This is a genomic window from Marinifilum sp. RC60d5, assembly GCF_052400665.1.
Lineage (GTDB): Bacteria > Bacteroidota > Bacteroidia > Bacteroidales > Marinifilaceae > JBQTGK01.
In genome coordinates, this window is sequence record NZ_JBQTGK010000002.1 from 461,380 (window position 1) to 483,538 (window position 22,159).

A 22,159-nucleotide genomic window follows, 5' to 3' on the forward strand; every position below is an offset into this window, starting at 1 on the left:
AGAATGAAAATATTATTTTTAATTGATAGTCTTGGTTCAGGTGGTGCACAGCGTCAAATGACAACTGTTGCCAGTTTACTAAATAAGATAGGCTATGAGGTTTCTTTTTTAGTATACTCTGAGGGGGATTTTTTCAAACAAAGTTTAAAAGATAATAGTATTCCTATTACAACTATTTCTTCTACTAATATAATCAAGAGAATATTTCGTATTCGTAAGTTTATTCGTTGTGGTAATTATGATGCTGTGATATCTTTTATGGATACACCTAATTTTTTAAATTGTTTTGCTGCTATTGGTGGCAAAAATTGGAATGTAATTACGAGTGAGAGAAGTTCTAAGGAATCTACTTTTAATACTAGAAAGAATAGAATTTTTAATTGGTTTCAGCGATATTCTGACTCCATAGTTTGTAACTCTGAGAATTCGCGAAAAATGTGGGTAAAATATTATCCTAAATTCAATAAAAAGTTACATGTAATTTATAATACGGTTATATTATCTAAGGTTACCTCTATATACACACCTTTGAGAAATGGTAAAATTCATATAGTTGTAGCTGCGAGTTATCAGGGCTTAAAAAATTCTATTGGTTTAATAAGTGCCCTAGCTTTATTGAATAGTGGGGAAAGAAAAAGGTTTTCTGTTGATTGGTATGGTAGAAAGAATGTTGATTCTATAGAGGGTATGGGGATTTATGATGATTCAATAGATTTAATTAAGAATAATAAATTAGGAAATATTATTTCTTTACACGGGCCTACTAACGATATTTATAATAAAATGCATGCGGCTGATTTTGTTGGATTATTTAGCACTGTTGAGGGGTTACCTAATACTATCTGTGAAAGTATGAGCTTTGGGAAACCAATTATCATGACAAGAGTATCAGATTACAATCAATTTATTGATGATTCTAATGGTGTGATTTGTGAGAAAACGACTCCTAATGCAATAGCTGTTGCATTACGAAAATTATTAAATTTAACAGCAGATGATATTTTAAAAATGGGTGAATGTTCACAAAGGAAATCTAAAGTTTTGTTTAATTCTGAAAAAATAATTGACCTTTGGGAAAATACAATCAATAAATAATATGAAACCATTTGCACAAATAATTATTCTGATAGGAAATATATATGATAGACTTCTAATGTATGTTTTTAGGAATTCCTTTCAACCAATAGATGAAAATGTTGGTATTTGGATAACATTCAAGTTTTGTTGCAACTATTAGTCATATTTACATAGGTAATAATGTTGCTTTTGCTCCAAATGTTACAATTAGAGGAGGGGGATCATCGTTATGATATAGTTGGCAAGTTTATTACTGATTATTTTGTAAAAGATAAAAGGCTCGAAGACGATAAGCCAGTTCATATTGGTGATGGTGTAACTGTGGCTGCAGGTGCAATTGTAAATATAGATGTAATACTCTATGCAATAGTTGGAGGATTGCCAGTAAAAAAAATAAAATATCGGACTGTACCAGAACAGATTATGCAACATGAACAACTAATTTATCCTAAGAGATTACATTTAGAGAAAATTGTACGGTAACAAATGATAAATAACAAATGATAAATAAAAAACTAAAAGTTTTACTTTGCACTCCACCACCTGGTGCATCTGGTGGTATCTCGCGTTGGACAGAACATATTTTGGCTTATTATAATAATTTTCAAGAAGATCAACTTGATTTGATTTTATTTCCTATGCCCCGAAAACATTTTATCGGTTATGTTTCAAAAATGAAAAGAATACGATTGGGGATTATTGATTATTTTCATATTTATGGCCAGTACAAGCAAGTTATCAAAAATGAAAAGCCTGATATTTCACACATTGTATCCAGTGGATCATTGAGTTTGCTTAAAGATTTATTATTGTTGAAAGCATCTAGACGCAAAGGCATCCGTACGATTGTGCATTTCCGTTTTGGACGTATTCCAGAATTGTGCATCAAACAAAATTGGGAATACAAGCTGTTGCGACAAGTGGTTGGCTTGGCAGATAAAATAGTGGTAATTGACAAGCAATCGTATATTGCCTTACAAAAAGGAGGCTTCACAAATGTTGTCCTATTGCCTAATCCGCTCGCACCTTTTGTAAACGAATACGTTGTCGCTCATAAAAATGCAATAAAAGAGGAACGAAAAATTATTTTTGTGGGACAGCTGTTGGAAACAAAGGGCATTTTTGAATTGGTGGAAGTATGTAAATCGATTTCTGGTATTCAGCTTAAAATGTTGGGGCATGTAAATGAAAACATGAAAGACCAAATATTTAATTGCCTTGATACTGGCGATAACAGTTGGCTTGAAATATGTGGTAATCAGCCCTACAACGTTGTTCTGCACGAAATGCTTACGGCCGGTGTATTTGTATTACCTACCTATACCGAGGGGTTTCCAAATGTAATTTTAGAAAGTATGGCCTGCGGATGCCCAATTATTACTACAAACGTTGGGGCTATTCCGGAAATGCTAGATATTAAAAATGGGGAAAACCATGGGATTTGCATTGAGCCAAAAAATAAAGAACAATTGAAAAAAGCAATCTTAAAAATGCTTAATAATCAGGATTATGCAATTAAATGTGGGCAAAATGCTCAAGAACGGGTAAATTATTTGTATTCGATGCCTATTGTGTGGAAAGAAATGTTGGATATATGGCAATCTGTAGTAGCCTAATTGTAATATTATTATTCAATAACATTATAAATAAAAAAATGTTTAAAAACAAAATTCTCCTAATTACCAGTGGTACTGGTTTTTTCGGAAACGCAATACCTAACTGTTTCCTTGTTACCATAATAAAAGAAAGGACTATTTCAGAATGAAAATATCAATTATTACAGTTACTTATAATAGTTCTGCAACTATAGAAGATTGTATTGCTTCAGTAAATAACCAAACATATTTGGATATTGAGCACATTATTATTGATGGTGCGTCAAAAGACGATACGGTTAATATAATCGAATCTTTACCCAATCGTGTAAGTAAAATTGTTTCTGAACCAGACAAAGGCATTTACGATGCCATGAACAAAGGTATTAATCTAGCGACGGGTGATATTGTAGGCATTTTAAATTCAGACGATTTATTTTATGATAATGATGTGCTTCAAAACTTAGTTGATGTGTTTGAATCTGAAGAAATTGATTGTGTATATGGAAATTTAGTGTTTTTTAATTCAGAAGGTAAGATAACTCGTAAATGGAAATCTAAGCCGTATGAACAGGGACTTTTTTCTAAGAGTTGGTCTCCTGCACACCCAACTTTTTATTGTAAAAAGGGATTGTATGATAAATATGGCTTATACAAAATTGATTATAAAATAGCAGCTGACGTAGAGTTAATGCTTCGGTTTTTAGAACTAAATAAAGTGAGATCTAGATTTACTGATAAATATATGGTTAGAATGCTTACCGGTGGTGTAAGTACACAAGGAATAAAAAGTACTATTATTATTACAAAGGAACTTAGGCGAGCCTTTAAAGAGAATCAGATACCTTTTAATTTAGTTAGATATCTTTTTTATAAGTTTTTAAAAATTAAAGAGTTTATATCTTAATTATGAAAATATTAATCACTGGAATTTCTGGTTTTGTAGGTCAAAATCTTGTTAAATATTTTTCTCCAAAAAATAATTATACACTTTTGGGTTTAGATATTGTTTTCGATAATATTGAAGGTGTCGAAAAGATTTATTCGTGGGATAATATAGGAGAAATTAAGGATATTGATGTTGTCATTCATTTGGCAGGTAAGGCTCACGATTTGAAGAATATTTGTGATGAAAAATCCTATTTCGATATTAACTATGGTTTGACGAAGAAAATATATAATTGGTATCAACATTCTTCGGCAACTCAATTTTTTATGATGAGCTCAGTTAAGGCTGTTGCTGACACTGTTAATGGTGAATTAACAGAAGAGGTTATTCCGAATCCAATTACAGCTTATGGAAAGTCAAAAATAAAAGCAGAGGACTATTTAAATTCAATTGTCTTACCTGAAAATAAGAATTTATATATTTTTAGACCAGCCATGATTCATGGTCCTGGTAATAAAGGAAATTTAAATTTACTTTATAATTTTGTATCAAAGGGGATTCCTTGGCCTTTAGCGTCTTTTGAGAATAAGCGTTCATTTGTATCAGTTGAAAATCTTTGTTTTATTTTCAAATCTTTTATTGACAATAATATTAGCTCTGGGACTTACAATATCGCTGATGAAAAATGGCTTTCAACGAACAAGCTTATTCAGATCATCTCAGAAGGGGTGGGACGTAAACCCCGCTTGTGGTATTTTCCAAAAGGCTTTGTCAATTTTTTGGCTAAATTTGGTGATGTTTTTCGTTTACCATTAAACACAGAGAGATTGAATAAATTGACTGAAAACTATATTGTTTCTACTAAGAAGTTACAACTTGTATTGTGTGCTTCTCTACCAATTGAAGCAGAAGTAGGTATTAAAAAAACAATAGATGGTTTTGTTATAAGATCTAATAAGGTTGATAAAAAATTAAAAAAATAAAATAATGTCAAAAAAAGTAGCATTAATTACGGGAGTTACCGGTCAGGACGGAGCTTACCTATCAGAATATTTATTGAAGCAAGGATATATAGTACATGGCTTGAAGCGTCGTTCTTCACTATTTAATACTGATCGTATTGATCATATCTATCAAGATCCACACGTAGAAGATAGAAATTTTATCCTTCATTATGGTGATTTAACGGATTCGATGAATATTACCCGTATCATTCAGGAAGTACAACCAGATGAGATTTACAATTTGGCTGCCATGTCGCATGTAGCTGTGAGTTTCGAAACACCTGAATATGTTGGGAATGCAGATGGTTTGGGAACCCTTCGTATTTTGGAGGCAGTTCGTTTGTTGGGCTTAACAGAAAAAACTCGTATTTATCAGGCCTCAACTTCCGAGTTGTATGGTTTGGTTCAGGAAGTTCCTCAAAAGGAAACGACACCTTTCTACCCACGCTCACCTTATGCGGTGGCTAAAATGTACGCCTACTGGATTACGGTGAATTACCGTGAGGCTTACAAAATGCATGCATCAAACGGAATTCTGTTTAATCATGAATCACCAATTCGTGGAGAAACTTTTGTAACCCGTAAGGTAACCCGTGCCATGAGCCGTATTGCTTTGGGTATGCAGGAGCAAACCTATATGGGAAATTTAAGTTCGAAACGAGATTGGGGACATGCGAAAGATTACATTCGTGCCATGCACGCCATTCTTCAGCAGGATGAGCCTTCGGATTACGTGATTGCTACGGGAATTACAACCAGTATTCGTGATTTTATTTTGTTAGCAGGTAAAGAAGTGGGTTTAAGCATTGAATTCCGAGGTGAAGGAGTAGAGGAAAAAGGACATTTGGTAGCTGTTGATGAAGCCTTGTTTACCGAAAGAGTAGGAGCACAGTATTTAGAGGCAATCAAAGCACGTGCAGCCAAAGAAGAACAAATCGTAGGAGTTGATCCTCAATATTTCCGTCCAACCGAAGTTGATTTGTTAATTGGTGATCCAACAAAATCGAATACTGTATTGGGTTGGAAACCAGAATACGATTTGGCCGGTTTGGTTGAAGACATGATGCAATCAGACATCAAATTGTTCAAGAAGGATGCTTACCTGAAAGCGGGTGGTTATCAGGTGATGAATTACTTTGAGTAATTCCTTATTGTCATTGCGAGGCTGAAGAATGAAGCCGTGGCAATCTCCCCGAATCGGGTAGTGTAATTAAAGGGAGACTCAATAATCAATAGATTAGCGCAGTCGCTTAGACTCCTTCGCAATGACAATCAAAGGCCGTCATTTCGAGGAGGAAGCATGACGACAAAGCAATCTCCCTGCAAAGAGAAATATGATAATGAATTGGGAAGCTCGAAAAAACAATTGAATAATGAAAAAAAAGGTATTTGTATCAGGCTGTTATGATATGCTTCACAGTGGTCATGTGGCCTTCTTTAAGGAGGCGGCTACTTATGGCGATTTGTATGTGGGCATTGGTTCCGATCAAACCATCAGGACGCTGAAAGGTCGGGAGACCATTAACAGTGAGCAGGAGCGCTTGTATATGGTGAAGTCGATTCGTTTTGTGACCGATGGATGGATCAATAGTGGATCGGATATGATGGATTTTGAGGAGGATGTTAGAAAATTTCGTCCCGATATTTTTCTGGTAAATGAGGATGGGAATTCCCCTTCTAAAGCCGCTTTGTGTCGGGAGCTGGGCATTGACTACATCGTACTGAATCGCATTCCTGAATCGGGATTACCTGCGCGCTCAACCACATCATTGCGAAATGATAGCAAGTGTCAGATTCCCTATCGCCTTGATTTGGCAGGAACCTGGATCGATCAGCCCTATGTTTCTAAATACCATCCAGGTTGGGCCATTACCATTTCTTTGGAGCCTATTGTGGAATACAACGAAAGAAGTGGCATGTCTACCTCTACACGGAATGCTGCAAAAAAATTATGGCCCTTTCAGTTGCCGGCCATGAAAGCTGAAAAGTTGGCCAAACTTCTTTTTCATTTTGAGAATGAACCAGGACGGGTAGAGGTTTCGGGCGCTCAGGATTCAATTGGCATTTGTATGCCAGGATTGAATCGTCATTATTACAATAAAAAGTATTGGCCAGAGAAAATCGAGTCGGTTCACGATGAGGAGACCCTGAAATGGCTGGAAGATCGTTTGTATATGGTGATGCTATGGCCCCGTAAAAACGGTTTGAATCTATTAAAGGATACACAGATCAATCCGGATACGGTATCAGAATTGGCCAATGCAGCGGCTACTTGTTGGGAATCCATATTGCAGAAGAATTTTGCAGCATTTTGTTCTCAGGTCAAGTCTTCTTTTGAAGCTCAGGTAAAAATGTTTCCACACATGCTGTCGAATGAAATTAAGGAAGTAATTGAATCCTATTCACATAAAGCAAAGGCATGGAAGTTGGCAGGAGCAGGAGGAGGTGGTTACCTCGTATTGGTATCGGAAGAAGAAATACCTGGAGCCATGAAGATTAAAATTCGCCGAAAAGAATCATAAGTTTCTATGATTTCCAATATGAGCTCGTGGTAGTTTGCCCGAATCCCGAAATGTTGGGACCAGCAAAGCTGGAGAAAGGAATAAAAGCAGGAGATGCTGAAACAAGTTCAGCATGACGAATGCTAGCGGTAGGATCCGCATCAGAGAAAAGAGCGTAAAGAAAATCTGAATGATTTCGCGTAAAGAAACCTGACTTGTTTGAGGAATGTGAGGCTCTGATTAATTAACAATTAAAAATGAATAAATAAGAATATAAAAGCCGAAACAGGGCAGCCTGACATGGACAAAGCAGGTGGGGCCCCATAGGAGCAGAAAGCGTTAAGAACAGAATTCCATGAGTGAGGAACGAGGGAATATTATTCTGTTTAGCTTTTAAACCGTGATGGGTCACCGATTGTTGCAGTCTTGAACTTTTTGCTTCGTTTTTGGTTCAAGCCAAAAATGAAGAGCCCCTCCGGCTCGAGGAGAATCTCGAAATGTCGGGACCAGTAAACTCGCGGTGTCCTCCTTCGCTGGCGATCCCGATTTATAGGGAGATCTCTCCGAAGGTCATGAAAAGTTCGCGTAGAGAGAATAAAAAAATAAAGAATGTAATGGAAAAGAATTCAAAAATATACGTTGCAGGTCATCGTGGTTTGGTAGGATCAGCCATTGTAAAGAACTTGCAAGCCAAAGGATATACCAATTTAGTTGCGCGTACCCATGCTGAGCTCGATTTACAGGATCAGCCGGCAGTACAAGCATTTTTTGATGCCGAGCAACCCGAGTACGTGGTGTTGGCAGCTGCTAAAGTAGGCGGTATCATGGCCAATAGTATCTATCGTGGGCAGTTTATCTACGAGAATTTGCAGATGCAGAACAATGTCATTCATCAGAGCTATTTACATGGTGTGAAGAAACTCTTATTTTTGGGATCGACTTGTATCTATCCGAAGATGGCTCCTCAGCCCATGTCTGAAGATTGTTTGTTGACCGATACCCTGGAGTACACCAATGAGCCTTATGCCATTGCCAAGATTGCAGGTTTAAAAATGTGTGAGGCTTATAATTTGCAGTATGGCACCAACTATATCTCGGTGATGCCAACCAATTTGTATGGACCCAACGACAATTTTAATTTGGAGACTTCCCATGTGTTGCCTGCTATGCTTCGTAAAATCCATCTGGCAAAATGCCTGGAAGAGAAGAATTGGGATGGTATTCGTGAAGACCTAAATCGTCGTCCTGTTGAGGGGGTTGATGGAAATGCAGAAGAAAAGGAAATTATAGAGCTGCTAAATAAGTACGGAGTACAGATGGTAACAGATTGCCACGAGCAGAGCTCTCGCAATGACATCCGTTTGGACTTATGGGGTTCGGGGAAACCAATGCGTGAATTCTTATGGTCGGAAGACATGGCAGATGCTTGTGTATTCCTATTGGAGAACAGAGATTTTGCAGATGTCATGGAAGAATCACATTCGTGTAATTCATCAAAATTAGCGGAATCTGCGTCGCACGAAGTGCGCAACACTCATATTAACATCGGAACCGGAAAAGAATTGAGTATTCGTCAATTGGCTGAAACCATACAGAAGGAAATTGGCTTCAAAGGAACCATCGAATTTGATACAACAAAACCTGATGGAACCATGCGTAAGCTAACGAATCCTTCAAAACTTCACGCTTTAGGCTGGAAACATAGCATTGAATTGGAAGAAGGAATTAAGTTGATGTATGGGCATTATTTGAAATAAAGTTTTAAAAGTCGAAGAGTTAAAAAGTCTAAAAAAATATTGATATGGCTGATGATAAAAAGTATGCTTTATTTAGCTGAAGACCTTAATTACATTATTAATGAAAAAGCTAAGGAGCCAAGAGAGAGAGCAAGTCATCTGTCAGCTGCGATTGCCAACTTGATGAAGTTCTTATGTAAAAAAGAGTAATTGACTTTTCGATTCTTGGACTCTACGCTTGTTTTGATATTTAGTCCATTTAAATAGTAGTGAAATTCGCTGTAATTAGCATCAAATTCGTAATTATATGAACAAAAACAACTATATAGTAATCATGGCCGGAGGGATAGGATCCCGTTTCTGGCCCATGAGCACCGAGGAGAAGCCCAAGCAGTTTCTGGATGTTCTGGGCATTGGGAAAACACTTTTACAGCAAACGGTGGCTCGTTTCAGAACGATTGCTCCTGCCGAAAACATTCTGATTGTCACCTCTGCCAAATACAAACAACTGGTAGCAGAGCAGTGTCCCGAATTGTTGGAATCGAATATTTTGCTGGAGCCCTGCATGCGAAATACTGCGCCCTGCATTGCTTATGCTTGTGCCAAGATAAAGGGCTTGTGCAAAGAGGCCAATATGGTGGTGGCTCCATCCGATCATCTGATTACAAAGGAAGAAGAGTTTATCCGGGTAATCGAAAACGGATTGGCTTTTACCGAAAAAGAAGATGTCTTGCTAACTCTGGGCATAGCGCCCCATAAAGCAGAAACGGGATATGGGTACATTCAGACAATTAATCAGGAAGAATTAAAAATTAAGAATGAGAGTGTTCATATTGGCTCGGAGGGCAATTCTTACGAGACCATGACCAATCATCCGCCGCAGGCTAAAGCAGAGGAGAAGCCTTTGCAGGTGCAGGCCTTTAAGGAGAAACCTGATTTGCAAACCGCTAAGGAGTATGTAGAGGATGGCAATTATTTTTGGAATGCCGGCATTTTTTTGTGGTCTTTAAGTAGTATTAGCAGGGCATTCGACAGGCACCTGCCTGATTTAAAGGAAATCTTCACCAAGGGAAAGCAGTATCTGAATACCGATAAGGAACAGGAATTTATCGATAGCATGTTTCCTTTTTGTCCGAGTATCTCCATCGATTATGGTATCATGGAAAAGGCAGATAACATTTTTGTGCAACCAGCAGATTTTGGCTGGTCCGATTTGGGAACCTGGGGATCACTTTGGGAAAAACGTGAGAAAAATGAAGCCGGTAATACTGTGGTAGGTGAAAAAGTGCAACTATTCGAAGCAGAGAATTGCATAGTAAACATGCCAAAAGATAAAAAAGTAGTAATTCAGGGGCTTCAGAATTACATTGTTGTAGAGGACAATGAGGTTTTATTGATCTGTAAGAAGGAAGAAGAACAGCGCATTAAAGAATTTCGGGCAGCAGTTATGAATTTATTAAAAATTAAATCTTAATAATGGTATATATTGTTACGTTAATTATTCTAATATTGATTATTCAAGGTTATTTTAAAATAGCTGATTGTTTCAATATTATTGACAAACCCAATCAAAGAAGCTCTCACACTTCCATAACACTTCGTGGGGGAGGCATTATTTTTTATTTTGGTGTTTTATCATTTTTCGTTTATTCTGGTTTTCAATATCCTTGGTTTTTTTTGGGATTAAGCTTAATTACATTAATTAGTTTTCTGGATGATATTTTGACTTTGTCTAATAAGTTACGTCTTTCATTTCACTTGTTATCCATGGGGATGTTATTTTATCAATTGGAATTGTTTGAGTTTCCATGGTATTGGATTGTTCTTGCTTTTATCTTATTCATTGGCATAACAAATGCTTATAACTTCATGGATGGAATCAATGGGATAACAGGCGCATATAGCTTAGCAGTTTTGGTTGGATTGTGGTTGATCAACAATTACTATCTGAATTTTATCAAGGACGATTTGATTTATTGTACTGGATTGAGTCTTTTGGTTTTTAATTTTTACAATTTCAGAAAAAAAGCCAAATGTTTCGCTGGAGATGTTGGATCAATTGGCATAGCATTTATTCTTCTTTTCATGATTGGGAAATTGTTATTAACAGAACCATCTCTTGTTCCGGTTCTATTATTGGGTGTTTATGGTGTAGATTCTATTCTGACCATCATACATCGCCTAATTTTGAAGGAAAATATTTTTCGGGCACATAGAAAACATTTGTACCAGATTTTAGCAAATGAGGCAAAAGTTCCTCATTTAATAGTGTCTACTATTTATGCCATCATTCAATTGGGTATGAATGGATTTGCTCTTTATCTATTGAAATCAGATTACTCTGTGATGACTGTTGGCTTATTTGTTATTAGTTTATTGCTTATTTTAGCTGTGAGCTATGTTCTCATCAAGCGAAAATATTTTCATTTGCATCAATTGGCATAAATAGTAGCTATAAAAAAATAATATAAGAAGTGGTTTTATTAAGAAGTTAGTTAGGTGAAATACATTAATTCAGATTTATTAGATCAAGTTAGCAAAAAGGCAATTGAGAATTCACGCAAGCGCATGAACTACAATTTTCATGCTAATGGAGCAGAGGTATTGCAAAGAATGTTGAATGCAATAGAGCCTGATACTTATTTACCACCACACAGACATCCTGAAAAAGTGGAGATTTTCTTATTATTAAGGGGGAAAGTAAAAACTTTATTTTTTAATGATAGTGGTGAAATTATTGAGGTAAGAGAGTTAAATCCAATTAATGGTGAATATGGAGTTGAAATTCCAGCAGGAATTTGGCATACCATTTTAGTTGAAGAATCAGGGTCAGTTATATATGAAATTAAGGAAGGTCCCTATGTTCCTAATGTTGGTGTTGAGTTTGCATCCTGGGCACCAGAGTCATCAAAAAAAGATATTTGTGAATCGTACCTTGCCAATTTGAGGAAGCGTATACTTAGTTTGTCGAAAAAATAAAACTTCGGCGTACCATTTCGTAGGAACCTTTTGTTCTTGCGAGGCCGAAGAAATATAAGAGCATAGGAAATTTAATTTGGTAGGATGCTTAAAATTTCTGGGGCTACTGTTTATTTAATCATGAAAAATAGTAAAGGCTTTGGATATAGAGATTTGGATTCCATTTCTGAAGTGTCTATTTCAACAACATCGGGAGTCTAACAGTCAAATAATCTATACAAATAATTAATATTTTGTGGATTTAACATTTAAGACTTTTCTATCTTTAAAATTTTTAGATATTTCAACTGTTTAGCCATTCGTGCAATGTGTTTTAAATAGGCGTCAAATTCGTAATTATATGAACAAAAACAACTATATAGTAATCATGGCCGGAGGGATAGGATCCCGTTTCTGGCCCATGAGTACAGAAGAGAAGCCCAAGCAGTTTCTGGATGTTTTAGGAATTGGCAAGAGTCTTTTGCAGCAAACAGTAGATAGATTTAAAACTGTAGCTCCTGCCGAAAACATTCTGATTGTCACCTCTGCCAAGTACAAGCAATTGGTATCATAACAATGTCCTGAACTGTTAGAGAGCAATATTCTGTTGGAGCCTTGCATGCGAAATACAGCACCCTGTATTGCTTATGCAGCCTACAAAATAAAAGGCTTAAATGCTGAGGCGAACATTGTAGTTGCTCCATCTGATCATTTGATTACCAATGAATCTGAATTCATTAGCATTATCGAAAATGGATTGGAATTCACAGCAAACAATGAGGCATTGCTAACATTGGGAATTCAAGCACATAGGCCTGAGACAGGATACGGCTATGTGCAGGCTTCGCCTGAGATCCTGGATCAAGTTCAGGATGACATAAATAGTGGTCGTCATGCTGAACTTGTTTCAGCATCTATTGCTAAAGTTGCAGCCTTCAAAGAAAAACCGAATTTGGAAACTGCCAAAGAATATTTGGCAGCAGGTAATTACTTCTGGAATTCAGGTATCTTTTTGTGGTCATTGCAATCTATTCTTTCTGCTTTTGAAAGTTATGTGCCGGAGGTAGCAGCAATTTTTCAAAAAGGAGAGAGTGTTTACAATACCGAAAAAGAACAAGCCTTTATTGATGAAATGTTTCCAGCATGTACCAACATCTCCATTGACTATGCCGTAATGGAAAAAGCAGATAATATTTTTGTTCAGCCTGCAGATTTCGGTTGGTCCGATTTAGGTACCTGGGGATCGCTTTGGGAAAAACGCGAACGTTGCGATCAAGGCAATACTGTGGTGGGCGAGAAGGTTCACTTGTTCGAAGCAGACAACTGCATCGTTAACATGCCCAAAGACAAGAAAGTTGTGATTCAAGGCTTACAGGACTATATTGTTGTGGAAGACAATGATGTCTTGTTGATCTGTAAAAAAGAAGAAGAGCAGCGCATTAAGGAGTTTAGAGCTGCGGTTCTCAATTAATTCACGCTTGTCATTGCGAGCTTGAGGAACGAAGCCGCGGCAATTCCTCAGCAGTCGATTGGTGGTTTAAGCATTTAAATTACTAATAAAGAAAAGCCTGAACGTCTTTACATGACTTTCAGGCTTTCTTTTTTCATTAAATGGGTAGCTTAAACCAAATGTTATGGATCGGCAAGAGTTCTTCTTTCATGAGTCAGCCGCGTGGTACTTTCTCGTCAGGTCCATAAGTAAAAACAGACAACAGTTTCCATTTTGATACCTGGGCATTTCGATTTTTTTGTGAACCATTAGGATTGCAAGCAAAAAGTCCTGGCCCAAAAATGCCTGCCAGCAACTAAAATCTTCTGTATCCCTTATTTTATAAGGCTTTTTTATAATTGAACATACTGAAACACTCTTCCCAAACTTTTTGGAGGGACTAAAACAGGGTGTTCTGCTGTCTCCAAATTTTTTGGAGAGGTAAATACAGTGTGTGTTACGATCTCTAAACTTTTTGGAGAGACCAATACAGTTTGTTATCGTGTTTCCAAATTATTTGGAGAGGCTAAAACAGTCTGTTATGTTGTCTAAAAATAATTTGAAGAGCACTATACAGTGTGTGATACCACCTCCAAATTGTTTGGAGTCTGTAATACGTAGTGTAAAAATAAGAAATTGAAAATGGCTTTCTCTATTTTGTGGGCCTGATCGATGTTTTTTACTCTTGTCATAACTAAATATTTTATGACTTCTTGTTTTACGAACAAAAAAAAAGCAGAATTGATAATCAGTACGTAAGGGCTTTTTTCGACTTGCTTTTTTATTTTCATAAAAAACATATCTAATTATTAGAATTTTCATCTTAAAAATTCTACATTTATTTTTCTGTTACAAAATGGTATCATTATTAATCATTAAAAAATAGAGAAATATGTTTACAAATATGGTTTATAGTTTACTTCGTACCAATGAATTATTGGGATACTGTAAGGAAATTAAAGTATTTCTTGCTTCGTTGGATTTAGAGGCATTGCCCATTAAAGATTCAGCAGAGAAATTAAGTGTTAAATTAGAGGCAGCTTTGGCGGCTTCGAATCGCAAGCGTGCAAGTGAGTACACCGAATGGTTGAATGAGAAAGATCAACGTCGTGATGATTCTTTTCTTGCTTTCCGTAATTTGATGAGTGCTTTTACGTATCGCAAGGACGAGAGTCTGGTTGCTGCTGCCGAAAAAATCATTCTCATTATCAAAGGTCATGGTTGGTCTTTGCAACGAGGAGGAAAAAAAGTGCAATCGGCAAAAATGGCCAGTTTAATCAAGGAATTGAGTTCGGAAGAAAACCAAGCCTTACTTACCAGCTTGTCTGCAAACGATTGGTACGCGGATATGGTGACCGATAATACGGCTTATGATGAGATGCTGGAGGAGAAAAGCAATCTCAGTAGCAATGAAACCGTGTACGATATGAGCACGGTTTACCAGGATTTACAAACAGCTTGTGAAGAATTGTTCGAAGCCGTTGAGGTTTTGAATCGAATCAGTCCGAATGAGATCTATACTCAGATTGCTACTTTCAGCAATGATTGTACGCAAAGGTATTTGGCTGCTGCACGTACCCGGAAAACCAAAAATGAGAATTCGGCAGTAGAAGAAACAGAGGCAGAATAAAAAGCTGAGGCTCCTGAAATTCTCCAGTTAACCGGCAAAAGTTTAAAATGGGAATTATGGGCCTCAGCTTACTAGCAAATGTAGCATCATTTTGTTAGTATTTATGATTCCTCGAAATTTTTAATTGAAAATACTATCATTTTTTAACAGAGTATCCTCCTTGTTACAAAAGGAGGATTTTTTTTGGCCCGGATTTGCATCTGCAAATTGCTAAAGAATGCCGGTATGAATGTCATTTCCGGAGGATTGGAAAGAAAATTGGTTTCTGAATTTAAACGGTTTTTGGATATGGCGAAAGCTTCTTCTGTTGAAGTGAGCAATATGCTTTATTTGTAAGAAGATTTGAACTATATTTGCGTAGGAAAAGCGGAGAAAAGAAGAAAAATATCTGCTAGTCGATCAGGTGTAATGAGCAATTTAATAAAGTTCTTACACATAATAGTATTCGACTTTTTGACTCCTGGACCTTTGGTCCATTTAAATAGTAGTGAAATGCGCTGTAACTAGCGTTAAATTTGTGATTATATGAACAAAAACAACTATATAGTAATCATGGCCGGAGGGATAGGATCCCGTTTCTGGCCCATGAGCACCGAGGAGAAGCCCAAGCAGTTTCTGGATGTTCTGGGCATTGGAAAAACACTTTTACAGCAAACGGTTGCTCGTTTTAGAACGATTGCTCCTGCCGAAAACATTCTGATTGTCACCTCTGCCAAATACAAACAATTGGTAGCAGAGCAGTGTCCCGAATTGTTGGAATCGAATATTTTGCTGGAGCCCTGCATGCGAAATACTGCGCCCTGCATTGCTTATGCTTGTGCCAAGATAAAGGGCTTGTGCAAAGAGGCCAATATGGTGGTGGCTCCATCCGATCATCTGATTACAAAGGAAGAAGAGTTTATCCGGGTAATCGAAAACGGATTGGCTTTTACCGAAAAAGAAGATGTCTTGCTAACCCTGGGCATAGCGCCCCATAAAGCAGAAACGGGATATGGGTACATTCAGACAATTAATCAGGAAGAATTAAAAATTAAGAATGAGAGTGTTCATATTGGCTCGGAGGGCAATTCTTACGAGACCATGACCAATCATCCGCCGCAGGCTAAAGCAGAGGAGAAGCCTTTGCAGGTGAAGGCCTTTAAGGAGAAACCTGATTTGCAAACCGCTAAGGAGTATGTAGAGGATGGCAACTATTTCTGGAATGCCGGTATTTTCTTGTGGTCTTTAAGTAGTATTAGCAGGGCATTCGACAGGCACCTACCTGATTTAAAGGAAATCTTCACCAAGGGAAAGCAGTATTTGAATACCGATAAGGAACAGGAATTTATCGATAGCATGTTTCCTTTTTGTCCGAGTATCTCCATCGATTATGGTATCATGGAAAAGGCAGATAACATTTTTGTGCAACCAGCAGATTTTGGCTGGTCCGATTTAGGAACCTGGGGATCACTTTGGGAAAAACGGGAGAAAAATGAAGCCGGTAATACTGTGGTAGGTGAAAAAGTGCAACTATTCGAAGCAGAGAATTGCATTGTAAACATGCCCAAAGATAAAAAAGTAGTAATTCAGGGGCTTCAGAATTACATTGTTGTAGAGGACAATGAGGTTTTGCTGATCTGCAAGAAGGAAGAAGAACAGCGCATTAAAGAATTTCGTGCTGCGGTGATAAAGTAAAAACCAAGTAGAAAGGAAGAAGCTCCAAGACCCAAGGATAAAGGACAAAGGTTAAAGGAAGAAGGATAAAGTAAAAAGTAGTTGCTAATTGTTGATTGCAGACCGTTGATTGCAGATTCCTACCCCAGAGGGGCAAAATATCTGTAGCCCGTGGTAGAATGAGTTAAACGAATGACACTGAAAAATTTCTGGCGGCTTTTTTTCGACATCGCCAAGGCAGGTGGGGATCCCATAGCTGAAGAAGGCGTTAAGAACAGAATTCATGAGTGAGGTACGAGCGAATATTATTCTGTTTAGCCTTTAAAGCGTGATGGGTCACCGATTGGCGCAGTCTTGATTTTTCTTCTCTTTTTATCAAGAAAAAGAGAAAGCCCCTCCGGCTAGAGGACGGGGAGAAAAGGAAGAAGGTTAAAGGAAGAAGCTCCAAGACCCAAGGTTAAAGGAATAAGTAGTTGCTAATTGTTAATTGCAGACCGTCGATTGCAGATTCCTACCCCAGAGGGGTAAAATATCAGTAGCTCGGGGAAGAATGAGTTAAACGAATGATACCCCGGGATTGAAGGATACATGTAAGATCGTCGCACAGAAATAGTCAAGTAAGGGCAGATAGTCCTTGCGACGAAATAGAAAACCAAAAAGCAAGAACCAAAATTCAAGCCCAAAAAACCAAAAATCAAAAACCAAGTTTCAAAGAACAAAGGGTAAAGTATAAAGGTTAAAGGAAGAAGGATAAAGTAGCTGCTAATCATTGGTTGTTAACCGTACACTACCCCAGAGGGGTAAAATATCTGTAGCCCGGGATTGAAGGATACATATAAGATCGTAGCACTTTTAATTAATAATGAGAAATATAATAATTTCTGGCGACTCAGGATCCGCATGATGAAAAATGGAAGTAGAATTGCAGCGATAACTTAGCAAGACCGGGAAGCAGAGAACTTGTTCGAAGATCGCGCGGCCGCGCTTAGTTATTGCAAAAATTCTGCTTGTATTTTTAATGCGCGGAAGATTTTTTGCTTACTTTTTCATCCGAAAAATGTAAGAGCCCGTCCGGCTAGAGGACAGGGAGAAAAGGATCAAGGATTAAAAAGTAAAATCCAAGCTCTAAAAATTAAAAATCTAAAAAGCAAGTTTTAAGGAAGAAGCTCCAAGACCCAAGGGTAAAGGACAAAGGTTAAAGTAAAAAGTAGCTGCTAATCATTGGTTGTTGGTTGGTACACTACCCCAGAGGGGTAAAATATCAGTAGCCCGAGGTAGAATGAGTGTAACGAATGACACTTTGGGATTGAAATTAGTGGGAATTCTTATTCAATGAAGCCGGCTTTTCAGAATGGTTTCGTAGCTAATATTACTGATCTGATTCCTTAGATTCATAAGTGTTTAGGTAATGAGGTATTTAAAAAAATAAAGCCTCAAAGATTATCTTTGAGGCTTTACTATTGTAGTTTTGGGCATTAAATACAAAAGTCCAATACAATGGCGGCATTTTCCTGATCACCCTTTTCCAGTAGCTCTTTGGCTATTTTAATCAATTGACTGTCTTCTGCACCGCCTTTGATAACATCCGCTATCTCTTTAGGTAAGTTTTCCATTGATACTAATTTTTGTAGTAGTGTATTAATTTTTTGTAAAAGTAAACAAAAAAAATTACATACTAATGTGTTAAAGCTGTCAACTTGTATTCTTAAGCCTTTAATAAGTTCTGTTTGTCTGTTAAAATGATGTATTCATGGAATAAATCTACTAATCAGTTTTTTGCAAACCTTTGCGAATGGAGAGCTTCAAGTTAAAAGGGAAAAGGATGAAGGATAAAGGATGAAGGATCAAACTCCAAGCTCCAAAAACCAAGTTTCAAAGGAAGAAGGTTAAAGGAAGAAGCTCCAAGACCCAAGGATAAAGGACAAAGGTTAAAGGAAGAAGGATCAAGGATCAAACTCCAAAACCAAAAAACCAAATAGTAAGGAAGAAGGGTAAAGGATCAAGCTCCAAAATCCAAGGATAAAGGACAAAGGTTAAAGGACAAAGTAAAAAGGAGTAAGGAAAAAGTAGTTGCTAATTGTTGATTGCAGGCTGTTGATTGTGGATTCCCTACCCCAGCGGGGCAAAATATCAGTAGCCCAGGGTAGAATGAGTGAAACGAATGACACCCTGGGATTGAAGGATACATGTAAAATCGTCGCACAGATTTGCTTGAGTAAAAGCAGATGGCTCTTGCGACGAAATAGAAAGCCAAAAACCAAGCTCCAAAAACCAAGTAGTAAGGAAGAAGGTTAAAGTAAAAAGGATAAAGTAAAAAGTAGCTGTTAATTGCTGATTGTAGATCCTTGCCCCAGAGGGGCAAAATATCAGTAGCCCGGGGTAGAATGAGTGAAACGAATGACACCCCGGGATGGAAGGGTACGTGTAAAATCGTCGCACAGATTTGTTTGAGTAAAAGCAGATGGCTCTTGCGACGAAATGGAAAGCCAAAAAACAAAAACCAAAATCCAAGCCCAAAAAACCAAAAATCAAAAACCAAGTTTCAAAGGAAGAAGCTCCAAGACCCAAGGATAAAGGACAAAGTAAAAAGGAATAAGGAAAAAGTAGTTGCTAATTGTTGATTGCAGGCTGTTGATTGCAGATTCCTACCCCAGAGGGGTAAAATATCAGTAGCCCAGGGTAGAATGAGTGAAACGAATGACACCCCGGGATGGAAGGGTACGTGTAAAATCGTCGCACAGATTTGCTTGAGTAAAAGCAGATGGCTCTTGCGACGAAATAGAAAGCCAAAAAACAAAAACCAAAATCCAAGCCCAAAAAACCAAAAATCAAAAACCAAGTTTCAAAGGAAGAAGCTCCAAGACCCAAGGATAAAGGACAAAGTAAAAAGGAATAAGGAAAAAGTCTTTGCTAATTGTTGATTGCAGATTCCTACCCCAGAGGGGTAAAATATTAGTAGCCCGGGGTAGAATGAGTGAAACGAATGACACCCCGGGATCGAAGGATGCGTGTAAAATCGTCGCACAGAAATAGTCAAGTAAGGGCAGATAGTTCTTGCGACGAAATGGAAAGCCAAAAAACAAAAACCAAAATCCAAGCCCAAAAAATCAAAAATCAAAAACCAAGTAGTAAGGAAGAAGGATAAAGTAAAAAGTAGTTGCTAATTGTTGATTGCAGGCTGTTGATTACAGATTCCTACCCCATAGGGGTAAAATATCAGTAGCCCAGGGTAGAATGAGTGAAACAAATGACACCCCGGGATTGAAGGATACGTGTAAGATCGTCGCACAGATTTGCTTGAGTAAAAGCAGATGGCTCTTGCGACGAAATAGAAAGCCAAAAACCAAAAACCAAGGATTAAGGAAAAAGGAAGACATCAACGACACAGATCGCTTGTTGTTGCTCACTACTCATTTAAAGAGAACCGTTTTTCTTTCAGGGAAATAATTTCCTCTTTTTTCTAAAACTTAGAATTTATATGTTATATTTAAGCCTTCATTATGATTTGGAATGATTTTGTTATCCCAATCATCTGAATTGTTACAAATTTAAACCTCTATAATAATTTTAGCGGCAATGAAAAAGAACCGTATCCTCATCGTTGATGATGTTCCTGATAATATTAAAGTTTTACAAGCTATACTTTCTGCTGCTTCGTATGAAACACATTATGCATTAAGTGGAAAAGATGCGATCATGCTTTGTGTAGAACATAGTTTTGATCTTATTCTTTTAGATATCATGATGCCTGAAATGGATGGATATGAGGTGTGTAAGTATCTGAAATCTAAAGATAAAACCAAGGATATTCCGGTGATTTTTCTGACTGCAAAAATTGATGAAGAGGCCATTATCAAGGGCTTTGAAACAGGAGCTCAGGATTATGTAACCAAACCATTCAATACCCAGGAATTAATTGCGCGGGTCAATACCCATCTCGATCTTAAACAAAAGAATGAAGCTCTCAAGTTTATGAACCTTCAGTTGGAGGAGCGTGTTGCTGAGAGAACAATGGAGTTGGCCGATTCGAATAAAAGTTTGGAAGAGGCCAATCATCAACTGTTAACCTTAGAGGATTCGAAAAATGATTTTCTGTCGCTTATGTCAACAGAACTGCGTGAGCCGCTAAATGGAATTGTTGGCTTTGCAGATATGCTGGAATATTCCATTAAGAATAAGACCCATCTGAGGTATGTGAAATTTATTAAGCAGGCATGTGAGAAGCTAATTGGAGTTTCAGATATTGCTTTGCTTTTGTCGGCTTTGCGTTTCGATCGTTATGAAATGAAAATACAGGGAATTCCTGCTCATGATATTGTTAAAGAGAGTGTTGATAAGTTGCGCCCCCTTATTTCCGAACGTAAAATCAAGCTAAAAATTAGTATTCCTAAAAATTTCATCATACGTGGGGATGAGCGTTTACTGGTAATTTGTATGGAGAAAATTCTTGAAAATGCCATTGGTAATGCGCCTTCTAAATCTGAAATTCTTGTGGGAGCCGAATTACAGGGTCAGAATGTAAAGATCTTTGTTCAGGATTCGGGAATTCATTTTGCTGAGGGAGAGGTGAATTATACTTTCCGCTTTTTTGAACTTAAGAAAGAGCAGGATACGCAGAATTTTAAACGTTTTACTCCAGGATTGGTCGTTGTGAAGTTGGTAATGGATTTACACAAAGCAAAAGTGGAGGTTGAGAACCGAAGCGAAGGCGGAGTGCAGGTTTCTTTTTTATTGCCTCAGTATTAGAACTTGAATAAATTTTGGTTCCAGATAAAATATAGTTAAGGTGCATTTATTGCACCTTTTTTTATTTTGGGTATCTGAAGGAAGAAGGTTAAATTATAAAGGTTAAAGTAAAAAGGATAAAGGAATAAGTCGCTGCTAATTGCTGACCGTTGATTGTAGATTCCTACCCCAGAGGGGTAAAATGTCTGTAGCCTAGGTTGGAATAAGTGAAACGAATGACACCCCGGGATTGAAGGATACATGTAAAATCGTCGCACAGATTTGTTTGAGTAAAAGCAGATGGCTCTTGCGACGAAATAGAAAGCCAAAATCCAAAATCCAAGCTCCAAAAACCAAGTAGTAAGGACAAAGGATAAAGTAAAAAGGATAAAGGAATAAGTCACTGCTAATTGCTGACCGTTGATTGTAGATTCCTGCCCCAGAGTGGCAAAATATCAGTAGCCCGGGGTAGAATGAGTGAAACGAATGACACCCTGGGATCGAAGGATACATGTAAGATCGTCGCACAGATTTGTTTGAGTGAAAGCAGATGGCTCTTGCGACGGAATAGAAAGCCAAAAAGCAAACAACAAAATCCAAGCCCAAAAAACCAAAAATCAAAAACCAAGTTTCAAAGGGAGAAGCTCCAAAACCAAAGGATAAAGGACAAAGGAAGAAGGATAAAGTAAAAAGTAGCTGCTAATCATTGGTTGTTGGCTGTTAACCGGTACACTACCCCAGCGGGGTAAAATATCAGTAGCCCGGGGTAGAATGAGTGAAACGAATGACACCCTGGGATTGAAGGATACGTGTAAAATCGTCGCACAGATTTGCTTGAGTAAAAGCAGATGGCTCTTGCGACGGAATAGAAAGCCAAAAAGCAAACAACAAAATCCAAGCCC

16 protein-coding genes and 1 pseudogene are annotated in these 22,159 nt (G+C 37.5%); 16 read left to right on the plus strand and 1 reads right to left on the minus strand.

The genetic code is table 11. The annotated features are described in order from the left end of the window. The first annotated feature begins 3 nt into the window (after positions 1–3). The 15 genes and pseudogenes from ACT3CE_RS05940 (at position 4) to ACT3CE_RS06010 (ending at position 16,553) form a co-directional block, all read left to right on the plus strand. Positions 4–1,095 (plus strand): glycosyltransferase, encoded by a 1,092-nt coding sequence (locus ACT3CE_RS05940; RefSeq protein ID WP_444708843.1) that lies wholly within the window; start codon positions 4–6, stop codon positions 1,093–1,095. A gap of 162 nt (positions 1,096–1,257) precedes the next feature. Further along, positions 1,258–1,560, plus strand: a complete 303-nt coding sequence (locus ACT3CE_RS05945; protein ID WP_444708844.1) for a hypothetical protein — start codon at positions 1,258–1,260, stop codon at positions 1,558–1,560. Between the two features lie 17 nt (positions 1,561–1,577). Next, entirely contained in the window at positions 1,578–2,693 is a 1,116-nt protein-coding gene (locus ACT3CE_RS05950) for a glycosyltransferase family 4 protein (protein ID WP_444708845.1), read from the plus strand. 145 nt (positions 2,694–2,838) lie between these two features. Further along, complete coding sequence (locus ACT3CE_RS05955) at positions 2,839–3,579, plus strand: glycosyltransferase family 2 protein (protein WP_444708846.1); 741 nt, start codon at positions 2,839–2,841, stop codon at positions 3,577–3,579. Positions 3,580–3,581: 2 nt separating this feature from the next. Further along, a complete protein-coding gene (locus tag ACT3CE_RS05960) occupies positions 3,582–4,544 on the plus strand; it encodes an NAD-dependent epimerase/dehydratase family protein (RefSeq protein WP_444708847.1) in 963 nt (320 codons plus the stop codon). A gap of 4 nt (positions 4,545–4,548) precedes the next feature. Beyond that, positions 4,549–5,709 (plus strand): GDP-mannose 4,6-dehydratase, encoded by a 1,161-nt coding sequence (gmd, locus tag ACT3CE_RS05965; protein ID WP_444708848.1) that lies wholly within the window; start codon positions 4,549–4,551, stop codon positions 5,707–5,709. A 229-nt stretch (positions 5,710–5,938) separates the two neighbouring features. Then, positions 5,939–7,087 carry an adenylyltransferase/cytidyltransferase family protein gene (locus tag ACT3CE_RS05970; RefSeq protein ID WP_444708849.1) on the plus strand — a complete coding sequence of 383 codons (1,149 nt, stop codon included), beginning with the start codon at positions 5,939–5,941 and terminating at the stop codon, positions 7,085–7,087. A 593-nt stretch (positions 7,088–7,680) separates the two neighbouring features. Next, positions 7,681–8,823 carry a GDP-L-fucose synthase family protein gene (locus ACT3CE_RS05975; protein WP_444708850.1) on the plus strand — a complete coding sequence of 381 codons (1,143 nt, stop codon included), beginning with the start codon at positions 7,681–7,683 and terminating at the stop codon, positions 8,821–8,823. Between the two features lie 286 nt (positions 8,824–9,109). Next, positions 9,110–10,276, plus strand: coding sequence for a mannose-1-phosphate guanylyltransferase (locus ACT3CE_RS05980; RefSeq protein WP_444708851.1), 1,167 nt, complete (start codon positions 9,110–9,112; stop codon positions 10,274–10,276). 2 nt (positions 10,277–10,278) lie between these two features. Then, the gene (locus ACT3CE_RS05985) at positions 10,279–11,247 is read left to right on the plus strand and encodes an MraY family glycosyltransferase (protein WP_444708852.1); all 969 of its coding nucleotides are present in this window, start codon (positions 10,279–10,281) and stop codon (positions 11,245–11,247) included. Between the two features lie 54 nt (positions 11,248–11,301). Beyond that, positions 11,302–11,781: a WbuC family cupin fold metalloprotein gene (locus ACT3CE_RS05990; protein ID WP_444708853.1), complete on the plus strand. Its 480-nt coding sequence runs from the start codon at positions 11,302–11,304 to the stop codon at positions 11,779–11,781. A gap of 367 nt (positions 11,782–12,148) precedes the next feature. Continuing rightward, positions 12,149–13,015 (plus strand): annotated as a pseudogene (locus ACT3CE_RS05995) (mannose-1-phosphate guanylyltransferase); the annotation flags it as partial. A gap of 33 nt (positions 13,016–13,048) precedes the next feature. Beyond that, a complete protein-coding gene (locus tag ACT3CE_RS06000; protein ID WP_444709172.1) occupies positions 13,049–13,231 on the plus strand; it encodes a hypothetical protein in 183 nt (60 codons plus the stop codon). Between the two features lie 910 nt (positions 13,232–14,141). After that, on the plus strand, positions 14,142–14,879 hold the full coding sequence (locus ACT3CE_RS06005; protein ID WP_444708854.1) for a DUF6261 family protein: 738 nt from the start codon (positions 14,142–14,144) through the stop codon (positions 14,877–14,879). A gap of 525 nt (positions 14,880–15,404) precedes the next feature. Beyond that, entirely contained in the window at positions 15,405–16,553 is a 1,149-nt protein-coding gene (locus ACT3CE_RS06010) for a mannose-1-phosphate guanylyltransferase (RefSeq protein ID WP_444708855.1), read from the plus strand. A gap of 1,454 nt (positions 16,554–18,007) precedes the next feature. On the opposite strand, the gene ACT3CE_RS06015 is transcribed toward ACT3CE_RS06010, so the two are convergent. After that, positions 18,008–18,145 carry a hypothetical protein gene (locus ACT3CE_RS06015; protein WP_444708856.1) on the minus strand — a complete coding sequence of 46 codons (138 nt, stop codon included), beginning with the start codon at positions 18,143–18,145 and terminating at the stop codon, positions 18,008–18,010. 1,963 nt (positions 18,146–20,108) lie between these two features. On the opposite strand from ACT3CE_RS06015, the gene ACT3CE_RS06020 reads away from it, so the two are divergent. Further along, entirely contained in the window at positions 20,109–21,278 is a 1,170-nt protein-coding gene (locus ACT3CE_RS06020; RefSeq protein ID WP_444708857.1) for a hybrid sensor histidine kinase/response regulator, read from the plus strand. Positions 21,279–22,159: the final 881 nt, after the last annotated feature.

Excerpts from the sequence above, each read along its gene's own strand:
- ACT3CE_RS05955 (WP_444708846.1), top strand. The coding sequence starts at position 2,839 with ATGAAAATATCAATTATTACAGTTACTTATAATAGTTCTGCAACTATA.
- ACT3CE_RS06005 (WP_444708854.1), top strand. The coding sequence starts at position 14,142 with ATGTTTACAAATATGGTTTATAGTTTACTTCGTACCAATGAATTATTG.
- ACT3CE_RS06015 (WP_444708856.1), bottom strand. The coding sequence starts at position 18,145 with ATGGAAAACTTACCTAAAGAGATAGCGGATGTTATCAAAGGCGGTGCA.
- ACT3CE_RS05960 (WP_444708847.1), top strand. The coding sequence starts at position 3,582 with ATGAAAATATTAATCACTGGAATTTCTGGTTTTGTAGGTCAAAATCTT.
- ACT3CE_RS05950 (WP_444708845.1), top strand. The coding sequence starts at position 1,578 with ATGATAAATAAAAAACTAAAAGTTTTACTTTGCACTCCACCACCTGGT.
- ACT3CE_RS05975 (WP_444708850.1), top strand. The coding sequence starts at position 7,681 with ATGGAAAAGAATTCAAAAATATACGTTGCAGGTCATCGTGGTTTGGTA.
- ACT3CE_RS05945 (WP_444708844.1), top strand. The coding sequence starts at position 1,258 with ATGTTGCTTTTGCTCCAAATGTTACAATTAGAGGAGGGGGATCATCGT.
- ACT3CE_RS05985 (WP_444708852.1), top strand. The coding sequence starts at position 10,279 with ATGGTATATATTGTTACGTTAATTATTCTAATATTGATTATTCAAGGT.
- ACT3CE_RS05980 (WP_444708851.1), top strand. The coding sequence starts at position 9,110 with ATGAACAAAAACAACTATATAGTAATCATGGCCGGAGGGATAGGATCC.
- ACT3CE_RS06010 (WP_444708855.1), top strand. The coding sequence starts at position 15,405 with ATGAACAAAAACAACTATATAGTAATCATGGCCGGAGGGATAGGATCC.
- ACT3CE_RS06020 (WP_444708857.1), top strand. The coding sequence starts at position 20,109 with ATGAAAAAGAACCGTATCCTCATCGTTGATGATGTTCCTGATAATATT.
- ACT3CE_RS05940 (WP_444708843.1), top strand. The coding sequence starts at position 4 with ATGAAAATATTATTTTTAATTGATAGTCTTGGTTCAGGTGGTGCACAG.
- ACT3CE_RS05970 (WP_444708849.1), top strand. The coding sequence starts at position 5,939 with ATGAAAAAAAAGGTATTTGTATCAGGCTGTTATGATATGCTTCACAGT.
- gmd (WP_444708848.1), top strand. The coding sequence starts at position 4,549 with ATGTCAAAAAAAGTAGCATTAATTACGGGAGTTACCGGTCAGGACGGA.